This is a genomic window from Maribacter sp. C-4077, from assembly GCF_055378385.1.
On sequence record NZ_AP038807.1, the window covers coordinates 297549 to 314317 of the forward strand.

The window sequence follows — 16769 nt, forward strand, 5'->3', positions numbered from 1 at the left end:
ATTGTTGCAAATTAAAGCTTCGCTTTAGTTTAGCTAAATGCGAAAGATTTTAATCTACTGGAGTAATGGATTTAGATAATCCTCAAAATCCTCATTGCAAATGACAAAGTGAAGGCTCCCGCCTTCGTACCTTTTGCTTTCAAATTCGTACACGAATTTTGTTTGGGACTCTTTTGAAAGCAAAAAGTGAACTGTTTTCACAGTTCACTTTAACATTCAGTCGGGATGACAGGATTTGAACCTGCGACCACTCGACCCCCAGCCGAGTGCGCTACCGGACTGCGCTACATCCCGAAACTTCAATATAAGAACCAAACATGTGTTGGCCTTGTAGTTTTAAGACCTTGCCAGAACATCCTGTAGTGCAGTTTATCCTGAGCTTGCCTGCACTGAGCGCAGACGAAGTGTCGAAGGGCTACATCCCGAAATTGGATGGCAAAAATAAAAAAGTAAAATAGATTACTCCCTATCTTTTTGCAAATTTTAGCCTATCGTATACTTTCTATCCATTCGAACAGTCGCTCTGTCCAACCTCTAAGGTGTATATCGTTTCTGGCCAATGAAAATCCATGGCCGCCTTTAGGATAAATGTGCATCGTCGCAGAAACCCCTTTATCTTTAAGTGCCTGAAAAAATAGCAAACTATTTTCTACTGGAACCCCTCCATCATCCGTAGCATGCATGAGAAAGGTGGGGGGTGTTTCAGCAGATACTTGTTTTTCATTGGAAAAGTGCTCGACCATGGCTTCCGTGGGATTTTCACCAATTAAATTTTTCTTGGAACCGCCATGAGTGTTTAAGCCAAAGGTAATGACCGGATACCCAAGCGCCATAAAGTCTGGGCGGGCACTAAGTTGATCAACAGCATCCACGGCTTCATAGACCTTTTCATTATAATGTGTACCTAAGGTAGAAGCCAAATGACCCCCAGCAGAAAACCCGATAATCCCGATTTTTTCCGTCTTAATATTCCAACCATCGGCCTTACTACGAACCAAACGTATGGCACGTTGAGCATCGATCAACGGTACATTGTGCTTTTCCACTTGCGATACATTAGAAGGCAATCGGTACTTGACCACAATACCAGCTATGCCCTTTCCATTTAAAAACTTCGCTATATCCGTTCCTTCCCAATCATAGGCCAAAACACCATATCCCCCACCAGGGAAAATCAACATGGCCTCACCGGTAGCATTTCTTGCTGAAGGCAAATACACCTCAATAGTAGGGTCTTGCACCTTACTAATAATGAGAATACCTTCTTCTCTATGAGTCTCCTTTTCGTTACTATGAATGTGATTGGGGACCTTACCCTTTGGCCATAAGGGTATAATGGTATCTTGTGAATACATGGTTATACCTATTAAGAAAATTATTCCGTAAACTAGTTTTTTTGGCGTTTCCATTTTTCTATTATTTTATTCGCAATCCCAGGTAAAGTTGGCTATTTTTTCATTGGATGCAGATGACAGGTTATAGTGCCACCATTCCGTGCGTATCGACCAAAAGCCATGCTTTTCCATCGTTTCCTTTAATAATTTTCTATTGTCCAAAATTTCTTGGGGAAGATCTGTATTATCGTGATAGGCCCTTTTACCAAAAAAATCGAAATCGGTTCCCATATTCAATTCGTTACCGTCCATATCCACCAAGGTAATATCCACTGCCCCGCCCTTATTATGTATGGACCCTTTTACCGGATTCGCCACATATTGCGGGTTGGGAACAATCTCCCACATCTTGTACTGAACGGAATTGGGCCTATAGCAATCGTAGAACTTTATTTTTACACCTTCTTTTAAAAAGTCCTTATTAGCGGCAATTAGGGCCTTCGCGGTTTTGACCCGAGTATAGCATTCGGCACATTCATACACCTTGGCCTTTAAAAAGTTATTTTCTGTGGCATAGCGCATGTCATAGGCAAAGTCATCACTAAAGTCGGCCAGCCTTATAAAGGTGGTATCGGCCAGTCCATCAAAACTCCTTAGTCGCACTTCTGAAACTGGTGCTGCCTCGATCATGGTATCCTTTTTCTGTATTTTTTCAGGGATTGCCGCCTCTTTTTCCTTTTTATCTCCCGACTTACAGGAAACAATCAATAGACAGAAAAGCATTCCAAAAATGTATTTCATACCTGCAATTGTTGCGATTAAATTACATCTAATTGAGGGAACTTCCTAAAACCTACTTGATATGAAGGTGGGATTCCAATTTTTCATGAGGATTGATGTAAATATGCGTAAATTGATGTTTGTGAAAAATCAAATCCTAACTATGTATTCCAGAATTTCCCTCGTTAGTATCCTTATCCTTTTTATAGCCTGCAAAAACAAATCCGAGTTAACCGAGCCAACTGGAGAAGAACCCGCTTCCCAATGGATGTTGGGTTTTGAAAAGGCCGAGAAAAATCCAATCATGGTTCCGGATTCTACCTACATATTTACCGATCCCATTACCCAAAAGGAAGTTCGATGGCAAAAGGCAGATGTCTTCAATCCCGGGGCCATTGTAAAAAATGACACTGTGTTTCTCCTGTTTCGGGCAGAAGACAACCCCGATGCCATTTTAGGCGGACGCACCTCAAGAATCGGGCTCGCATATAGTACCAATGGTATTGATTTCACCAAGTATCCGGAACCGGTTTTCTTTCCAGAGGACGACGCATTTAAAAAATGGGACTACCCTGGTGGCATGGAAGATCCTAGGGTCGTAGAAACGCCTGATGGCACGTACCTTATGTACTATACAAGTTGGAACCAGGATGTAGCCAGACTTTCCGTAGCGTCTTCAGATGATTTGAAAAATTGGACCAACCATGGCCCCATATTTCAAAAGGCCCACGACGGTAAATTCTTGGATGTTTGGAGCAAGTCGGGTTCCGTGGTGACGGAATTAACCAATAGCCGCTTAATCGCCAAAAAATTCAATGGTAAATACCTCATGTATTGGGGAGAACTTTTTGTAAATCTTGCCGAAAGTGAAAATGGAATAGACTGGATTCCCCTACTCGATGACAATGGCGAACTCCTTCATGTGTTTAAACCGACCTTAAACGAGTTCGATAGTCACTTAACGGAACCGGGGCCTCCGGCCTTATATACCGAAAATGGAATTCTATTGCTGTATAATGGCAAGAATCTTTCCGGTGAAGGTGCTACCGACAAATATCCAGAAGGTACGTATTGTGGAGGCCAGGTATTATTTGACAAGGACAACCCTAAACAGATGCTGGCACGACTGGAATCTCCTTTCATTTGTCCCAGCTTGCCCCATGAAGTCAGTGGGCAATACAAGGCAGGAACCACCTTTATTCAAGGGTTGGTCTATTTTAAAGACCAATGGTTTTTGTATTATGGAACGGCCGATTCCATGGTGGGATTAGCGATTAAGGAATAATATGACATGTACAGGATTTTAAAAATAGATACCTCCGTTATTTTGCTTCTTTTACTTTTGACCAAATGTAAGGAAGTGACTCAAGATGCCTCTGAAAAAAAAGTTCAGAGACCTAATGTAATTCTTATCATGGCAGATGACCAAGGATGGGGTGACTTGAGCTTTCATGGCAATACCAATCTGAACACCCCTAATATCGATGCAATTGCCAGGAATGGAGTATCCTTTACCAATTTCTTTGTACAACCTGTCTGCTCCCCTACCCGAGCGGAACTTTTGACCGGAAAATACTTTACCCGACTTGGGGTGCATGATACCTCGGCAGGCGGAGAGCGAATGGACATTGGTGTACCCACAATTGCCGATATCTTAAAAAACCACGGATATAAAACCGCCGCCTTTGGAAAATGGCATAACGGTATGCAACCTCCGTATCATCCCAACGCCAGGGGTTTTGATGAGTTCTACGGATTTGCTTCGGGGCACTGGGGCAACTATTTTAGTCCGCTGTTGGAACACAATGGGGAATTGGTTCATGGCAATGGTTTCTTGGCAGACGACCTTACCGATCATGCTATTTCCTTCATGCAAAACTATAAAGAAGCACCCTTCTTTGTCTATCTTCCACTGAATACGCCCCATAGCCCCATGCAGGTACCAGATGCATTTTGGAACCGATTCAAGGACAAAGAACTTGTGATGAAATATCAAAATCCGGAGGAGGAAGACCCTCAATTTACAAGGGCCGCTTTGGCCATGGTGGAAAATATCGATGCGAATGTAGGTCGGATTTCAAAGGCTTTAAAAAATCTTGCTTTGGAGGAAAACACGATTGTCGTTTATCTATCGGACAATGGCCCCAATGGATGGCGGTGGAACGGCGGATTGCGGGGCAAAAAAGGTGCTACCGATGAAGGCGGTGTTAAAACGCCCTTTTTTATCCAATGGAAGGACCATATCAAACCGGGTATCACAGTAGAAAGAATTGGTGGGTCCGTCGATATTACCCCTACCCTATTGGGGTTGTTGGATTTATCCGAAAATGAATTTAAAGCCGATGGTATAAATTTGGCCCCTTGGATTTTCGAACCAAATTCGGCCTACAAGGACCGTATCATTTACAATCACTGGGCCGGTCGCACCAGTTTAAGAACCCAACAATACCGTTTGGATGATGAAAACCGATTGTACGATATGGTCAACGATCCCGGACAAAAATTGGATATTGCCGAAAAATTCCCCAAAATTCGGGATTCGCTGCTACAAGAAAAACTGAAATGGCTGTCAAAATACCCATCGCTCACCAAGGAAACGGACGACCGACCCTTTACCTTGGGCCATCCCAATTTCAAGTTTACCCAACTACCCGCCAGGGATGCAATGGCAACAGGAGACATTGAGCGTAGTAACCGTTTTCCCAACAACACATTTTTTACAAATTGGACCCAAACCAAGGATTCCATTTACTGGGATGTAGAAACCTTAAAAAAAGGAAGCTATCAAGTTACCCTCTATTATACCATACCCGAGGGAAATTCGGATGCCGAAATCATGCTACAACAAGGAAAAAATACCCTAAGGACAACAATTTCAGCAGTACATGACCCTCCACTTAGGGGCATGGAAAACGACCGGGTGGAGCGTATGGAATCCTATGTAAAGGATTTTAAACCTTGGAATATGGGCGTAATGGAATTGGATACCGGTAGAATGCCGTTTGTCTTAAAACTAGACCGAATAAAAAGTACAGGCCCGGATGTCCGACTTTTGCAATTTGAACGCATAGAGTGAATCCTTTTTTCTATTTTGTGCTCACTTAAACCATTTTTATGTCGACCAAGAATATTTCCCGCAGAAACCTATTGAAAACAGGTACCCTATTCGCTGTCTCGGCTTCATCGGGATGGGCCTTTGGCAATACATTTACACAAGAAGTCGGTTGGGGTGCACAGGAACCCAAACATTCGCTCCCGTTTAGGGTAAGCCTAAATACCTCGACCTTAATGGCATACCAACTTCCGGTTGATGTCCAGATTGAAAAGGTAATCGCTGCCGGTTTTGATGGAATTGAATTATGGATGCGGGATATCATGACCTATTTGGAAAAAGGGGGCACCACGCAAACTTTAAAGGAAAAATTGCAGGCCGGTAACCTGAGATTGGAAAACATCATTGGTTTTTCGGAATGGTGCAGTGATGACCCTGAAAAAAGGAAGAACGCCCAAGAACAACTCCGCAAGGAGATGAACATCATTAAGGAATTGGGCGGAGAACATATAGCGGCACCCGTTATGGGAATTTCCAAGTTAGAACCCTCCAAAATGGGCGAATATGCGGAACGTTATCGCGCTATTCTCGATTTGGAAGCGGAAACCGGGGTGATTCCCGTCCTAGAACTTTGGGGCATGGGAGCCCTGCACAAGGTGTCTGACTGTGCACAGATTATCATAGAAACAAGCCATCCCAAGGCGTCCCTGCTGTTGGATTTCTATCACGTGCACCGCGGTGGAAATTCATGGGATACGATCGATGTTCTCAACGGTGCCAAATTGCCCGTAATGCACATGAACGACTATCCCTCTGAACCCTCATTTGATAAATTAACGGATGCCGACCGTGTTTTGCCCGGGGAAGGCATATGCCCGTACGATTCAATTGTTCCAAAACTGTATGAAGCGGGATTTAGGGGCGGTTTCTCCGTGGAGCTTTTCAATAAAGGCTATTGGGATACCATGGATGCCGATACCCTACTAAAAAAGAGTTTTGAAAATTCTGTATTGGTTTTGAGTTCGGCTCTGCAGAAGGCGGGGTATTACTAACTATTCCATTCTTAGAATCTCACTATCCAGATACCCGATCCGTTCCGCTTTGGCCTCAAAATTCAAATCTTTGGAAAGTGGTTTTACGTAGACCTTCCAAATGGAATCCTGGGGAAGTTTCCAAACAATCGTAGCGTCCGGTTGCGGGGAAATCAACTGGACGACGTAATCATTCATGGCAACTTCTAAGGGAGGTAAACGCTTTGCTTTTCCATCGGGGAGCCATTTGGCAATAAGTTCCCGCTCCGGGATTCCGCCCAAATCCTTACTATCCTTAATCCATCCATCTAAAATGTTTCGGTAGAAGATGAGCGTATCTTGCAAATCGGGATTTCCTGCGAGGTTGTCCAGTTCATAAGGGTCGTTTTGCAAATCGTACAATTCCTCTTCCGGTTTGGTGGGATGCAACCAAGCTGCCTGTTGTTCGTTCAAGGCTCCTTCGTTATAAAGTTTACGTAACGCTTGCATCATCGGCATTTGCTCGCGATAGGAAACGGGCAACGCGTGACTTAGTTCCGTATTGTAACTTTTAATGTATTTATAACGCTTGCTACGTACGGCGCGCAATCGGTCATAAATCTCATCAAACCGATCTGAGGTGTGAAAGGTATATTTGGGTTTTTTCTCAACCTCGTACTTGCCGAATTGGGCAACACCCTGCATCACTTTGGGAGGTTCTATTCCAGCTAGGGAAAGTACCGTAGGCGCATAATCCAAAAAACTGATGAGTCGTTCATCATAACTTCCGGCATTCTCGTTCTTTGGAAACTTGATAATCAAGGGCACCTTTACACCTGTATCGTACAAGGCCCTTTTATGTCGAGGGAAGGGTCCGCCATGATCACCATAGAAAAAGATAATGGTGTTTTCATACAGGCCGTCTTCCTTCAAGTCTTCCAAAACCACTCCAATCTGGTCATCCAAACGCTTCAGGTTACTATAATTCACGGCCAAATCATGTCTGATTACCTCCGAATCCGGGAAATAAGGAGGTACCTGTACATTTTGCGGATCGACAAAAAGTGAATCCTGGCCCCTGTTCCAAATTTGGGACTCGTGGCACACAGCAAAATTGAACACGGTAAAAAATGGCTGACCTTCTTTACGTTTTCTCCAATGGCGTTCCCCGCTGCTCTCGTCCCAAGCGGCATCGGTCCTTTCAAAATTGTAATCCTCCTTAGGACCATTGGCGGTGTAATAACCAATTCTTCGTAGGTATTCTGGAAACATTTTCACTCCCTCCGGCACCACAGGGGAGTAGCTGGGCAAGCTATCCAATAGAGGCTCATTGATTGGCGCCCAGGGTTTATGTGTTCTCATATTATGGGTTCCCAAGGTCGTGGGATACATGCCAGTAATAATGGAGCTTCTGGCCGGGGCACATACGGGAACCGGAGCCACGGCATTTGTAAATACGACTCCGTCGTTTGCAAGCGATTCCAAATTTGGTAAGGACATCGTGGAATCCCCATACATGGGAAACCATTCCGGGGATTGATCTTCGGCAACCAGCCAAACGATATTGGGAAGGTCATGAGAGTCCATAATTCGATTTTCCTTTTCCTTTTCGGAACAACCAAAAAATAAAAAAGCTAGTAATGGGGTAATCAGATATTTAGAAGGCATAGGATTAAATCGATAATCCCATAAATATATGGTTTTTACAAACAAAAAGCCGTTCAAAGTTTCCGCTGAACGGCTTTTACTCAATCTATTGATTTTGAACTATTCAAGACTTTCCAAAAATTGCAGGCTTTGGGGAACTTGCTCCACCACCCGGCTTGATTCGTCCTCAATGAACATGTATTCCAGACCTAGTTTTTTGGCTTCGGCAACCACTCCGGCAATATCCACCTGTCCCGTTCCCAATACCACGTTTGTCTCTACATCCTCATGGCCGGTATTATTACCCTTTACACCATGCTCCATGTCCTTTAAATGCAATAAAGTCATTTTCCCGGGATACTTTTTCATGAGCGCTACCGGATCGGCCCCACCATGTTTTGCCCAATACACATCAAGTTCGAAGGTGAAATCGGTTGCATTCTTGGCCATATAGTCAAAGAACGTACCGTCCTCATACGGTCTAAACTCATAGCCGTGGGCATGATAGGCCAAGGTCAAACCCGCTTCCTTCAAGCGCTTTCCGGCCGTATTGAAAACATCCGTGGCATGTCTGGTCTCTTCCAAGGCCCAATTGTTCCCATCATGGGGAACCCATGCGCACATGACATATTTAGCCCCGAAATCCTTGGCATTCTGGATGACCTTGTCCACATTTTTTTCCAAATCATTGAAATCCGCTCCAACGCTCACAACCTGTAGATCATGCTCCTTTAATAGTCCTTGAAAGTCCTCTAAAGGCATTCCATAGGTACCGCCACCTTCAATCTTTGAGACTCCCCATGAATTGATGAGTTTTAGGGTTCCGGGAACATCTTCCTTAAACTGGTTTCTAAGGCTATACAATTGCAACCCGACTTCCTGGGCGCTAGCGCCGAACGCCATACATCCAATAGCAATTACCGTTAAAAGCTTCTTCATTTTCTTTGTAATTAGGTTAGAAGGTTTCCTTCATCGTCCCATTCCGCAATGACGTTTCGCTTGCTTTGGTCCACGCATTTAGCAATCCATTCCGGGTCATACGCTACGCCATGTTGGTCCAGCACATCCTGCGGAACACCGTCCCAGACATTGGGCTGGTTGCCCTTGTAACCCAAATCCGCTATGCCCACTTTGGAGGTGTAGTAACCGGTAACCGTCAAGCCCCGCATCATGTAGAAGAATTGAATTTCCAAAGGCTGTTCGGATAATGGCTTCTCAGTATCATGCCAGCAAATGGCATCACAGATCTGTTTTTTCTGCTCTAAGGTGGCCGATTTAAACTCGGTTCCAAACTCCGTATTGCTCTTATGGTCCAACCACATGAGTCCGCCCAACAAGGTTGGGGCCATCTCCGGAATATCCTTGCCCATAAATTCAACTAACTCCGGTACTCCCGCCTCTATGGGTCCGCCATGGGGTTCTTTTGGAGGAAGGATAACCACGCTTAAAGCGGCAATGGTTTCCATTTCATGTTCGTTGAACAATTGCTCTGCCTGTAGTTTTTCCAAACGTTCCAGCTCCGCAGGTGTCCTTCCAAAATATGTATCGCTACTTTCCGTGATGGCCTGGTCTACGGCTTCCGTAGTTTCCGTTTTACAGGAATTGAAAACCAATCCCGATCCTGCTGCTGCCCCACCAAGGAGTAGGGTCTGTAAACTCTTTCTTCTGTCCATCTTCTTAAATATTTTGCTTCTTTAATTGATCGATTATATAGTCCGAGGCCCTCCAAGATAAGGCCATAATGGTCCACGTACAATTTTTGTCCGCTTGTGAAACAAAGGGTCCGGCATCTACAATGAACACATTATCGCAGTCGTGCAATTGCTGAAATTTATTCGTGACTGAAGTTTTTGGGTCATCACCCATACGTGTAGTGCCCACCTCGTGAATAATTTGTCCAGGGGCCAACAAGCCGTAGTTTTGGTCCTTTCCGGGTTTTTCGCTCAAGGGGATACCGCCCATGTTATGGATCAGTTCTTCAAAGGTATCCTGCATGTGCTTGGCCTGATTGATTTCATACTGTGAGTGCTTGTAATTGAATTTCAGTACAGGGATACCGTATTTGTCCACGGTGGTGGGGTCTATTTCGCATCGGTTTTCCCTGAAGGCGATGGCTTCCCCCCTACCTCCAAATCCAATGACCGAACCGTAGTATTTCTTTACGTCGTCCCGTAAACTATCGCCATATCCGCCCACTTTTAATCCAAAAAACTTGTTCATGCCATTGGGATCAAAACCGAAGCCGTAATTAGGTTGGCCCATTCCGCCCCAAACCTCAATGTGGTAGCCGCGGGGAAAATCCAACTTGGAGTTGTCTCCCCACCATGGGGAATAGACGTGCATACCTCCTACCCCGTCTTCGTTGTAGGAGACCTTTCGGTTCAAAAGACCCGGTATTACCCCAGATGCACTGGCACCTGTAGAGTCGTGCAAATATCTACCTACGACATCGCTGCTATTGCCCAATCCATTGGGATGCTGCTTGCTTTTTGAGTTAAGAAGTATCCTAGCGGAACTACAGGCGGATGCACCCAGAACGACGACCCGACCTTTTAATTTATATTCTTTTCTATCCTCCTTGTTGATGTAAGAAACTCCAGTCGCCTTGCCTTCCTCATTGGTAGTCACTTCGCGCACCATACAATTGACAAAGAGTTTTACCTTGCCTCCATTTTTTTGAGCCGGAAAGATGAGGCAACTTCCCGCAGAGAAATCGGCATAGACCTGACAAGAGCGTCCACATTGGCCACAATAGAAGCATACGCCTCGTTCGTTATTGATTCTTTTGGTCAACATGGAAAGTCGGCCAGGTATCACCGGAATACCTGTTTTCTTTGCCCCGTTGATATAAAACAATTCGTGCAACCTTGGTTTTGGGGGAGGAAGAAAAAAACCGTCTGGATCGTTCTCACGGCCTTCCTTGGTCCCAAAGACCCCAATGAGCTTGTCCAATTTGTCATAATAAGGTTTTATATCCTCATACCCTATAGGCCAATCATCGCCAAGACCGTCCCTTGATTTCCCTTTAAAATCCTTTGGTCCAAATCGAAGTGAAATACGCCCCCAGTGATTGGTACGTCCTCCAAGCATTCTGGCACGCCACCATTTAAACTCGGTTCCTTCCTCATGGGTATAGGGCTCTCCTTCCACTTCCCAATCGCCCCAAGACTGATCCCATTCCCCAAAGGCCCGATCGGTGCCGGCACCTCTTCTTGGCGAATCGTATGGCCATTTTAACTGGGTCATCGTTTTTGGGTCCGCTGGGTCAAAAAACGGACCCGCTTCAACAACGGCTACGTTCAGTCCTGCATCCGCCAATTGTTTGGTGGCCATTCCGCCACCGGCCCCGGAGCCTACAATAATTACATCATACACTTCGGAGGATTCTTTTATCTGCATAACTTGGTATTTGGTTTATAGTACAATTTATAGAATTATTCAAAATCAAATTAGCCATTTCTCTGTTTGGAAGTATAAATTCATGAATCCTGATGTTTTTATACTCCATTTCTTGAAAATCCCGTACACCAATGAATTAAATTAAAGCTCCTCACTTATAAAAGTTGACGCAGGTAAACCAACCGAATTGAATAAATTTGGAATGTCCGTACTTCTATAAGCATATCGAACCATTTTTGGCTCCTTTGCCTCTTTTGCCTGTACGGTTACGATACCATTTTTGATTTTCGCCTTCGCCGGATACCAAGTTCCATCCGATGATAAAACCTCGAAATGCTCCAAGTCTTTTCCTTTCACGGTAAGCCCTTCATTATGTAAAAAATGAACCATTACTTTATCCCCGATAGCTTCGGCCTTATCGAACAAAGGTCCATAGACAGTTGTATCCAAAACATCATACTGTTGTTTAAGGGCAATGTTCGCCAAACGGATGCCCACATCCTTTTTATTTCTAGGATGGATATCGTCCACGGTACAAATATCACTGGTCATGGCCATACCCGTGTTGGGAAGTGACAAGGTCCTCCTTTGTTGATCCCGAACGATGCCGCCCTCATATTCCCGACCATATTTATAGGGCGCAATCTGTACAAAGTAAAAAGGGAATTCATAACCCCATTTATTTCGCCAGGATTGGATCAACGTACCAAAGGTATTTTCATAGCTTTCAGCGTTGGCCGTATTGGATTCCCCTTGATACCAGAGGGTTCCGCTTATTTTAAAATTCGTTAAGGGAGCGATCATGGCATTGTACAAAATCGACTTTTCAATCGGGACCCAAGGGTTGGGCTTTATAAGTCCGTAGGACTCTTGTAGGGCCGGGTACTTGTCGAATTCCTCTTCCGGTGTCCAGACTTCGGCACAGGAAGCTCCCCAAGAGGAGTCTATCAATCCAATGGGTACATCCATTTCTTCCTGAAGTCGTTCGGCAAAAAAATAGGCAACTGCACTGAATTCGGGCATGGTTTCTGGTGAACAAACCTGCCACGTCCCGGCCAAATTGTCCTGGGGATGATCAGCCGTTCTTTTTTCCACAGTAAACAGCCTAATTGTGGGTTTATCAGAACTAGATATGGCCTCCTCCTTATTGTCCAATCCGCTATTGGCGCTCCATTCCATATTGGATTGCCCGGAACATAGCCACACCTCCCCGATCAAAATATTATCGAGTAGAATCTCATTGGAAGCCCCTTTAAAGGCAATCTCATAAGGGCCACCAGCTCCCGGCGTTTCCACGGATATTCTCCACTTGCCCTTTATCGGCGTTTTAATGGAATGCACCTTGGAATCCCAACCGGTCGTAATCGTAAATTCCTCGCCCGGATGGGCCCATCCGAAGAGGTCAACGGTAGATTCCCGTTGCAAGACCATATTACTGGAAAATATGCTTGGAAGGGTAATTTCCGCCTTCGCAATAGAAACACAGCAAACAAAAAATAGTAAAAACAGTCTCCTCATGATAAATTGTTAATTTAAACCAATCAAATATAAATATTTAATAAGGTTCAGATAATTTTTATGCCAACATGATGTGTTTTTTTGTTTTTATCTGATAACTTACACGAAACTTTTTCACAGTCCAGCATTCTTAAGAAACTATTTATGAACACTGAAAAACAATTTTTAGGTAGACGGAATTTTATCAAAGGTGCATCCGCCGCTTCCCTACTCCTATCCTCCATGAGCAGTTATGGATTCGAATTTTTTGCCGATGAAAAACCAAAAAAAGTAGCACTTATCGGAACCGGTTGGTATGGCACTAGTGATCTGTTCAAACTTATACAGGTTGCCAATGTGGAAGTGGTTTCCCTTTGCGATGTGGATTCGAATTTTCTTAACGATGTCGCGGAACAGGTTTCCCAACGCCAAAAGAACGGGAAAAAGCCAAAGATGTATTCGGATTATCGGGACATGCTCAAAAAAGAAAAACTGGACATTGTATTAATCGGGACCCCAGACCATTGGCATGCCTTAATGTGTATTGAAGCCCTAAAATCAGGGGCACATGTGTATGTCCAAAAACCCATCAGCGTGGATATAATGGAAGGTGAGTCCATGGTGGCTGCCGCCAGAAAATATAACAGGGTGGTACAAGTTGGAACCCAAAGAAAAAGTACCCCACATTTGATCGATGTCAAAAGGGAGATTGTTGATAAGGGGCTTTTGGGCAAGATTGGCCATGTGGAGATGTGCTGCTATTATCACATGAGGGCCAACGGAAACCCTCCCGTACAGCCGGTACCGGAATTTTTGGATTACGAAATGTGGACGGGTCCAGCACCTTGGAGACCCTATGACGGAATTCCACATAGAAGATGGTGGCGGACCTTTATGGAATACGGCAATGGCATTATGGGAGACATGTGCGTACACATGTTGGACACCGTACGATGGATGTTGGATTTGGGATGGCCCAAACAAATAAGTTCAGAAGGCGGCATCTACATACAGAAAGAAGGAAAATCAAATATAGCCGATACACAGACCGCAGTTTTTGAGTATGATGACCTCAATTGTGTTTGGCAACATAGAAGCTGGGGCAACCCAGCGGACCCGGAATATCCCTGGGCCTTCGTAATCTATGGCGAAAAGGGCGTACTTAAAGGAAGTACCATGCAAGCCGATTTTATCCCCTACAAGAACGGCGAACCGATTCATTTCAACGTACTTTACGAGAAAGAGAAATATCCCGAGGATTTGGAGGAAAAGGACAATGAATTGCATGCGGCGCCAGCTACTCGAAGACATATGATCGATTTTCTGGAAGCAATAGCAAATGGCACCAAACCTATAGCGGATATAGAAGAGGGACATATCTCAACCGCCAGTTGTATTTTGGCCAATCTTTCCATGGAATTGGGAAGACCTTTGACGTATGATCCCAAAACCAGGACCGTTGTGGGGGATGAAGAAGCTACGGCCAGATTAACGCGCGACTATAGGGAGGATTGGGAACATCCACATCCGGACACCGTGTAATTACTGAAGTTTCTTGGTAGAATCCCGTACCAAAAGGCTTGTTTTGACCACTTTGGTCTCAAATGGTCTATTGGGTTCCTTTATGCGTTTGATCAATAGCTCTGCGGCCTTTTCGCCAATGAATTTTCCATGCTGACTCACCATGGTCAAGGAAGGCGTGACGTATTGTGACAACTGACCGTTCGTAAATCCTACTATGGACACATCCCCAGGAACATTATAACCGCGGGATTTTACTATGTGCAAAATTTTTACCGCCGTAATTTCATCCAAGCCCAGAATACCATCTATGGGTTTGTAGTTCAAAAGGAAGGACATGAGCAAATCAAGATCGTCCTTGGCCGTAAAATTGACCACCAACTTTTCATCGAACTTGATTCCCGCTTCTTCCAAGGCCTTTCTGTACCCAGCCAACCGCAACTTCCCTACGCTCGATTTGCCTATGGGAGAAACGAAAGCTACGTTCTGGCATGCTAGGTTCAAAAAGAATTTTGTAGTCTTATATCCTGCTTCAAAATCGTCTACGATTACCTTATCGCAGTCTATCAACTCGGATACCCTATCGAACAATACCAATGGTATTTGACTCTCCGTTATTTCCCGTAACCCCTCGATTTGTTCCTTTACCTGGGTTTCCTCAGCCAAAGAAATGATAAGACCATCTACCGTTCCCGAATCCAAAAACGCCAAGGTTTTGGACTCCTTTTCATAGGATTCATCACTTATGCAACTGATAATATTATAGCCATTTTCATTGGCCACCTTTTCAATACCATATAATACTTGAACAAAAAAGTAGTTCAAAATATTTGGAACGATGACCCCAATGGTCTTGGTACTTCGGTTCAGAAGATTTAAGGCCAGCTTATTAGGTTTGTAATGATGTTCCTTGGCATACTCCTGTATACGCTTCTTCAAATCCCTACTAATTTCATGGCTGTCGTTGACCGCCTTGGATACCGTAGAGATGGAAACATCAAAATGTTGCGCTATATTCTTTAGGGTAATCTTCTTCATTATCCGATAATCAAATTTTGAATGCCATGGCCCTAGCGCCATGAACCAAATGAATATCTCTATCCTCACCTCGCTTGCTTTAAGCGAGACTGTTTACTTAAAACCAAAAAGGTCTTGAAGCATATCAAGACCTTATTGATAAAAAAATCCTTTGATTAAATATATTGATTTACAATATTTTCAAAAAGCTCTTGTTTGCCACTAACCAAAGGTAACTCGCCGTTCTCCTTGGCAATTTCGTACAAATCCTTCAAATCCAATTTGCCTTCCTCAAATTCCTTCCCCTTTCCTGAGTCGAAAGAACTATACCGTTTTTTTCTCAAGCTTGAATAAGCAGAGGAGGAAATTATTTTATCCGCGGTTATCAAGGCACGGGCGAAGGTATCCGCACCGCCAATATGTGCTAGGAATATATCTTCCAGGTCCGTAGAGTTTCTTCGGATTTTGGCATCAAAATTAATACCGCCTCCTTGAAGTCCTCCCGCTTCCAAGAATACCAACATGGCTTCAGTAGTTTCAAGGATATTGTTTGGAAATTGGTCCGTATCCCATCCGTTTTGGTAATCGCCCCTATTGGCGTCCAAACTACCCAGCATTCCTGCTTTTCCGGCAACCGCCAATTCATGTTGGAAGGTATGCTGCGCCAAAGTAGCGTGGTTTACCTCTATATTGATCTTGAAATCCTTATCCAATCCATACTCCCTTAGGAAACCAATGGCGGTAGCGGAATCAAAATCGTATTGGTGTTTCATGGGCTCCATAGGCTTTGGCTCAATGAAGAAATTTCCTTTAAACCCTTGGGCACGGGCATAATCCCTACACATGGTCAAAAACTGACCCATATGGTCCAATTCTCGGCCCATATCGGAATTCAATAGCGACATATAACCTTCCCTACCGCCCCAGAATACGTAGTTTTCACCATTTAGCTCCATGGTAGCGTCCAGGGCCATTTTAATTTGGGCACCTGCCCTTGCAACGACATTGAACTCGGGATTGGTCGCCGCACCGTTCATATAACGTGGATTTGAAAAACAGTTGGCCGTTCCCCAGAGCAATTTTTTACCGGATGCCTTCTGCTTCTCCTTGATATAGTCTACAATGGTATGCAATCTTTTTTCCGACTCCGCAAAGGTTGGACCTTCTTGAATTAGGTCAAAATCATGAAAACAAAAATAATCGAAACCAATTTTCTCAAAAAACTCAAAGGCTGCATCTGCCTTGTCCTTTGCCGCCTGAACAGGGTCAGAAGACTGGTCCCATTCAAAATTCTGTGTTCCCGGACCAAATGGGTCAGACCCTTGTCCACAGAACGTATGCCAATAGGCGATGGCAAATTTAAAATGCTCACGCATCGTTTTGCCCGCCACCACTTGTTCAGGGTTATAATATTTGAATGCCAAGGGATTATCAGATTCCTTGCCTTCAAATTTAATTGCATCAATTCCTTTGAAATATACTTTTTCTGCCATTATTACTGATTTATAAGTT

13 protein-coding genes and 1 tRNA gene are annotated in these 16769 nt (G+C 44.2%); 4 read left to right on the top strand and 10 right to left on the bottom strand.

Translation table 11 applies throughout. The annotated features are described in order from the left end of the window. Positions 1-220 precede the first annotated feature (220 nt). The 3 genes from ACZ41C_RS01355 to ACZ41C_RS01365 form a co-directional block, all read right to left on the bottom strand. Positions 221-294, bottom strand: a tRNA-Pro gene (locus tag ACZ41C_RS01355). Positions 295-488: 194 nt separating this feature from the next. After that, on the bottom strand, positions 489-1355 hold the full coding sequence (locus ACZ41C_RS01360) for an alpha/beta hydrolase (RefSeq protein WP_464563785.1): 867 nt from the start codon (positions 1353-1355) through the stop codon (positions 489-491). A gap of 66 nt (positions 1356-1421) precedes the next feature. Next, complete coding sequence (locus tag ACZ41C_RS01365; RefSeq protein WP_464563787.1) at positions 1422-2135, bottom strand: M15 family metallopeptidase; 714 nt, start codon at positions 2133-2135, stop codon at positions 1422-1424. Positions 2136-2277: 142 nt separating this feature from the next. On the opposite strand from ACZ41C_RS01365, the gene ACZ41C_RS01370 reads away from it, so the two are divergent. From ACZ41C_RS01370 to ACZ41C_RS01380, 3 genes are read left to right on the top strand one after another with little or no spacing between them, the layout of a single operon-like run. Beyond that, positions 2278-3399 carry a glycoside hydrolase family 130 protein gene (locus tag ACZ41C_RS01370; protein ID WP_464563789.1) on the top strand — a complete coding sequence of 374 codons (1122 nt, stop codon included), beginning with the start codon at positions 2278-2280 and terminating at the stop codon, positions 3397-3399. 6 nt (positions 3400-3405) lie between these two features. Beyond that, a complete protein-coding gene (locus tag ACZ41C_RS01375) occupies positions 3406-5190 on the top strand; it encodes an arylsulfatase (protein ID WP_464563791.1) in 1785 nt (594 codons plus the stop codon). Positions 5191-5228: 38 nt separating this feature from the next. Next, entirely contained in the window at positions 5229-6218 is a 990-nt protein-coding gene (locus ACZ41C_RS01380; RefSeq protein ID WP_464563793.1) for a sugar phosphate isomerase/epimerase family protein, read from the top strand. On the opposite strand, the gene ACZ41C_RS01385 is transcribed toward ACZ41C_RS01380, so the two are convergent. From ACZ41C_RS01385 to ACZ41C_RS01405, 5 genes are all read right to left on the bottom strand, one after another. Further along, a complete protein-coding gene (locus ACZ41C_RS01385; protein ID WP_464563795.1) occupies positions 6219-7763 on the bottom strand; it encodes a sulfatase family protein in 1545 nt (514 codons plus the stop codon). 180 nt (positions 7764-7943) lie between these two features. Continuing rightward, positions 7944-8762, bottom strand: a complete 819-nt coding sequence (locus ACZ41C_RS01390; protein ID WP_464563797.1) for a sugar phosphate isomerase/epimerase family protein — start codon at positions 8760-8762, stop codon at positions 7944-7946. An 11-nt stretch (positions 8763-8773) separates the two neighbouring features. Beyond that, positions 8774-9496: a gluconate 2-dehydrogenase subunit 3 family protein gene (locus tag ACZ41C_RS01395; protein WP_272637470.1), complete on the bottom strand. Its 723-nt coding sequence runs from the start codon at positions 9494-9496 to the stop codon at positions 8774-8776. Positions 9497-9500: 4 nt separating this feature from the next. Next, positions 9501-11222: a GMC family oxidoreductase gene (locus ACZ41C_RS01400; protein ID WP_138258591.1), complete on the bottom strand. Its 1722-nt coding sequence runs from the start codon at positions 11220-11222 to the stop codon at positions 9501-9503. 141 nt (positions 11223-11363) lie between these two features. Next, positions 11364-12740, bottom strand: coding sequence for a sialate O-acetylesterase (locus tag ACZ41C_RS01405; RefSeq protein WP_464563800.1), 1377 nt, complete (start codon positions 12738-12740; stop codon positions 11364-11366). Positions 12741-12884: 144 nt separating this feature from the next. Here ACZ41C_RS01405 and ACZ41C_RS01410 point away from each other — a divergent pair, with 144 nt between their 5' ends. Next, positions 12885-14261, top strand: coding sequence for a Gfo/Idh/MocA family protein (locus ACZ41C_RS01410; protein ID WP_464563802.1), 1377 nt, complete (start codon positions 12885-12887; stop codon positions 14259-14261). Here ACZ41C_RS01410 and ACZ41C_RS01415 read toward each other — a convergent pair whose 3' ends face one another. Both ACZ41C_RS01415 and xylA read right to left on the bottom strand, forming a co-directional pair. Further along, entirely contained in the window at positions 14262-15278 is a 1017-nt protein-coding gene (locus ACZ41C_RS01415) for a LacI family DNA-binding transcriptional regulator (protein WP_240042738.1), read from the bottom strand. Positions 15279-15433: 155 nt separating this feature from the next. Continuing rightward, complete coding sequence (xylA, locus tag ACZ41C_RS01420) at positions 15434-16750, bottom strand: xylose isomerase (protein WP_154918750.1); 1317 nt, start codon at positions 16748-16750, stop codon at positions 15434-15436. Positions 16751-16769 lie beyond the last annotated feature (19 nt).

What these genes read in the sequence shown, in the direction of transcription:
- ACZ41C_RS01360 (WP_464563785.1), bottom strand. Translation starts at nt 1,355, where the DNA reads ATGTATTCACAAGATACCATTATACCCTTATGGCCAAAGGGTAAGGTC.
- ACZ41C_RS01365 (WP_464563787.1), bottom strand. Translation starts at nt 2,135, where the DNA reads ATGAAATACATTTTTGGAATGCTTTTCTGTCTATTGATTGTTTCCTGT.
- ACZ41C_RS01370 (WP_464563789.1), top strand. Translation starts at nt 2,278, where the DNA reads ATGTATTCCAGAATTTCCCTCGTTAGTATCCTTATCCTTTTTATAGCC.
- ACZ41C_RS01375 (WP_464563791.1), top strand. Translation starts at nt 3,406, where the DNA reads ATGTACAGGATTTTAAAAATAGATACCTCCGTTATTTTGCTTCTTTTA.
- ACZ41C_RS01380 (WP_464563793.1), top strand. Translation starts at nt 5,229, where the DNA reads ATGTCGACCAAGAATATTTCCCGCAGAAACCTATTGAAAACAGGTACC.
- ACZ41C_RS01385 (WP_464563795.1), bottom strand. Translation starts at nt 7,763, where the DNA reads ATGGACTCTCATGACCTTCCCAATATCGTTTGGCTGGTTGCCGAAGAT.
- ACZ41C_RS01390 (WP_464563797.1), bottom strand. Translation starts at nt 8,762, where the DNA reads ATGAAGAAGCTTTTAACGGTAATTGCTATTGGATGTATGGCGTTCGGC.
- ACZ41C_RS01395 (WP_272637470.1), bottom strand. Translation starts at nt 9,496, where the DNA reads ATGGACAGAAGAAAGAGTTTACAGACCCTACTCCTTGGTGGGGCAGCA.
- ACZ41C_RS01400 (WP_138258591.1), bottom strand. Translation starts at nt 11,222, where the DNA reads ATGCAGATAAAAGAATCCTCCGAAGTGTATGATGTAATTATTGTAGGC.
- ACZ41C_RS01405 (WP_464563800.1), bottom strand. Translation starts at nt 12,740, where the DNA reads ATGAGGAGACTGTTTTTACTATTTTTTGTTTGCTGTGTTTCTATTGCG.
- ACZ41C_RS01410 (WP_464563802.1), top strand. Translation starts at nt 12,885, where the DNA reads ATGAACACTGAAAAACAATTTTTAGGTAGACGGAATTTTATCAAAGGT.
- ACZ41C_RS01415 (WP_240042738.1), bottom strand. Translation starts at nt 15,278, where the DNA reads ATGAAGAAGATTACCCTAAAGAATATAGCGCAACATTTTGATGTTTCC.
- xylA (WP_154918750.1), bottom strand. Translation starts at nt 16,750, where the DNA reads ATGGCAGAAAAAGTATATTTCAAAGGAATTGATGCAATTAAATTTGAA.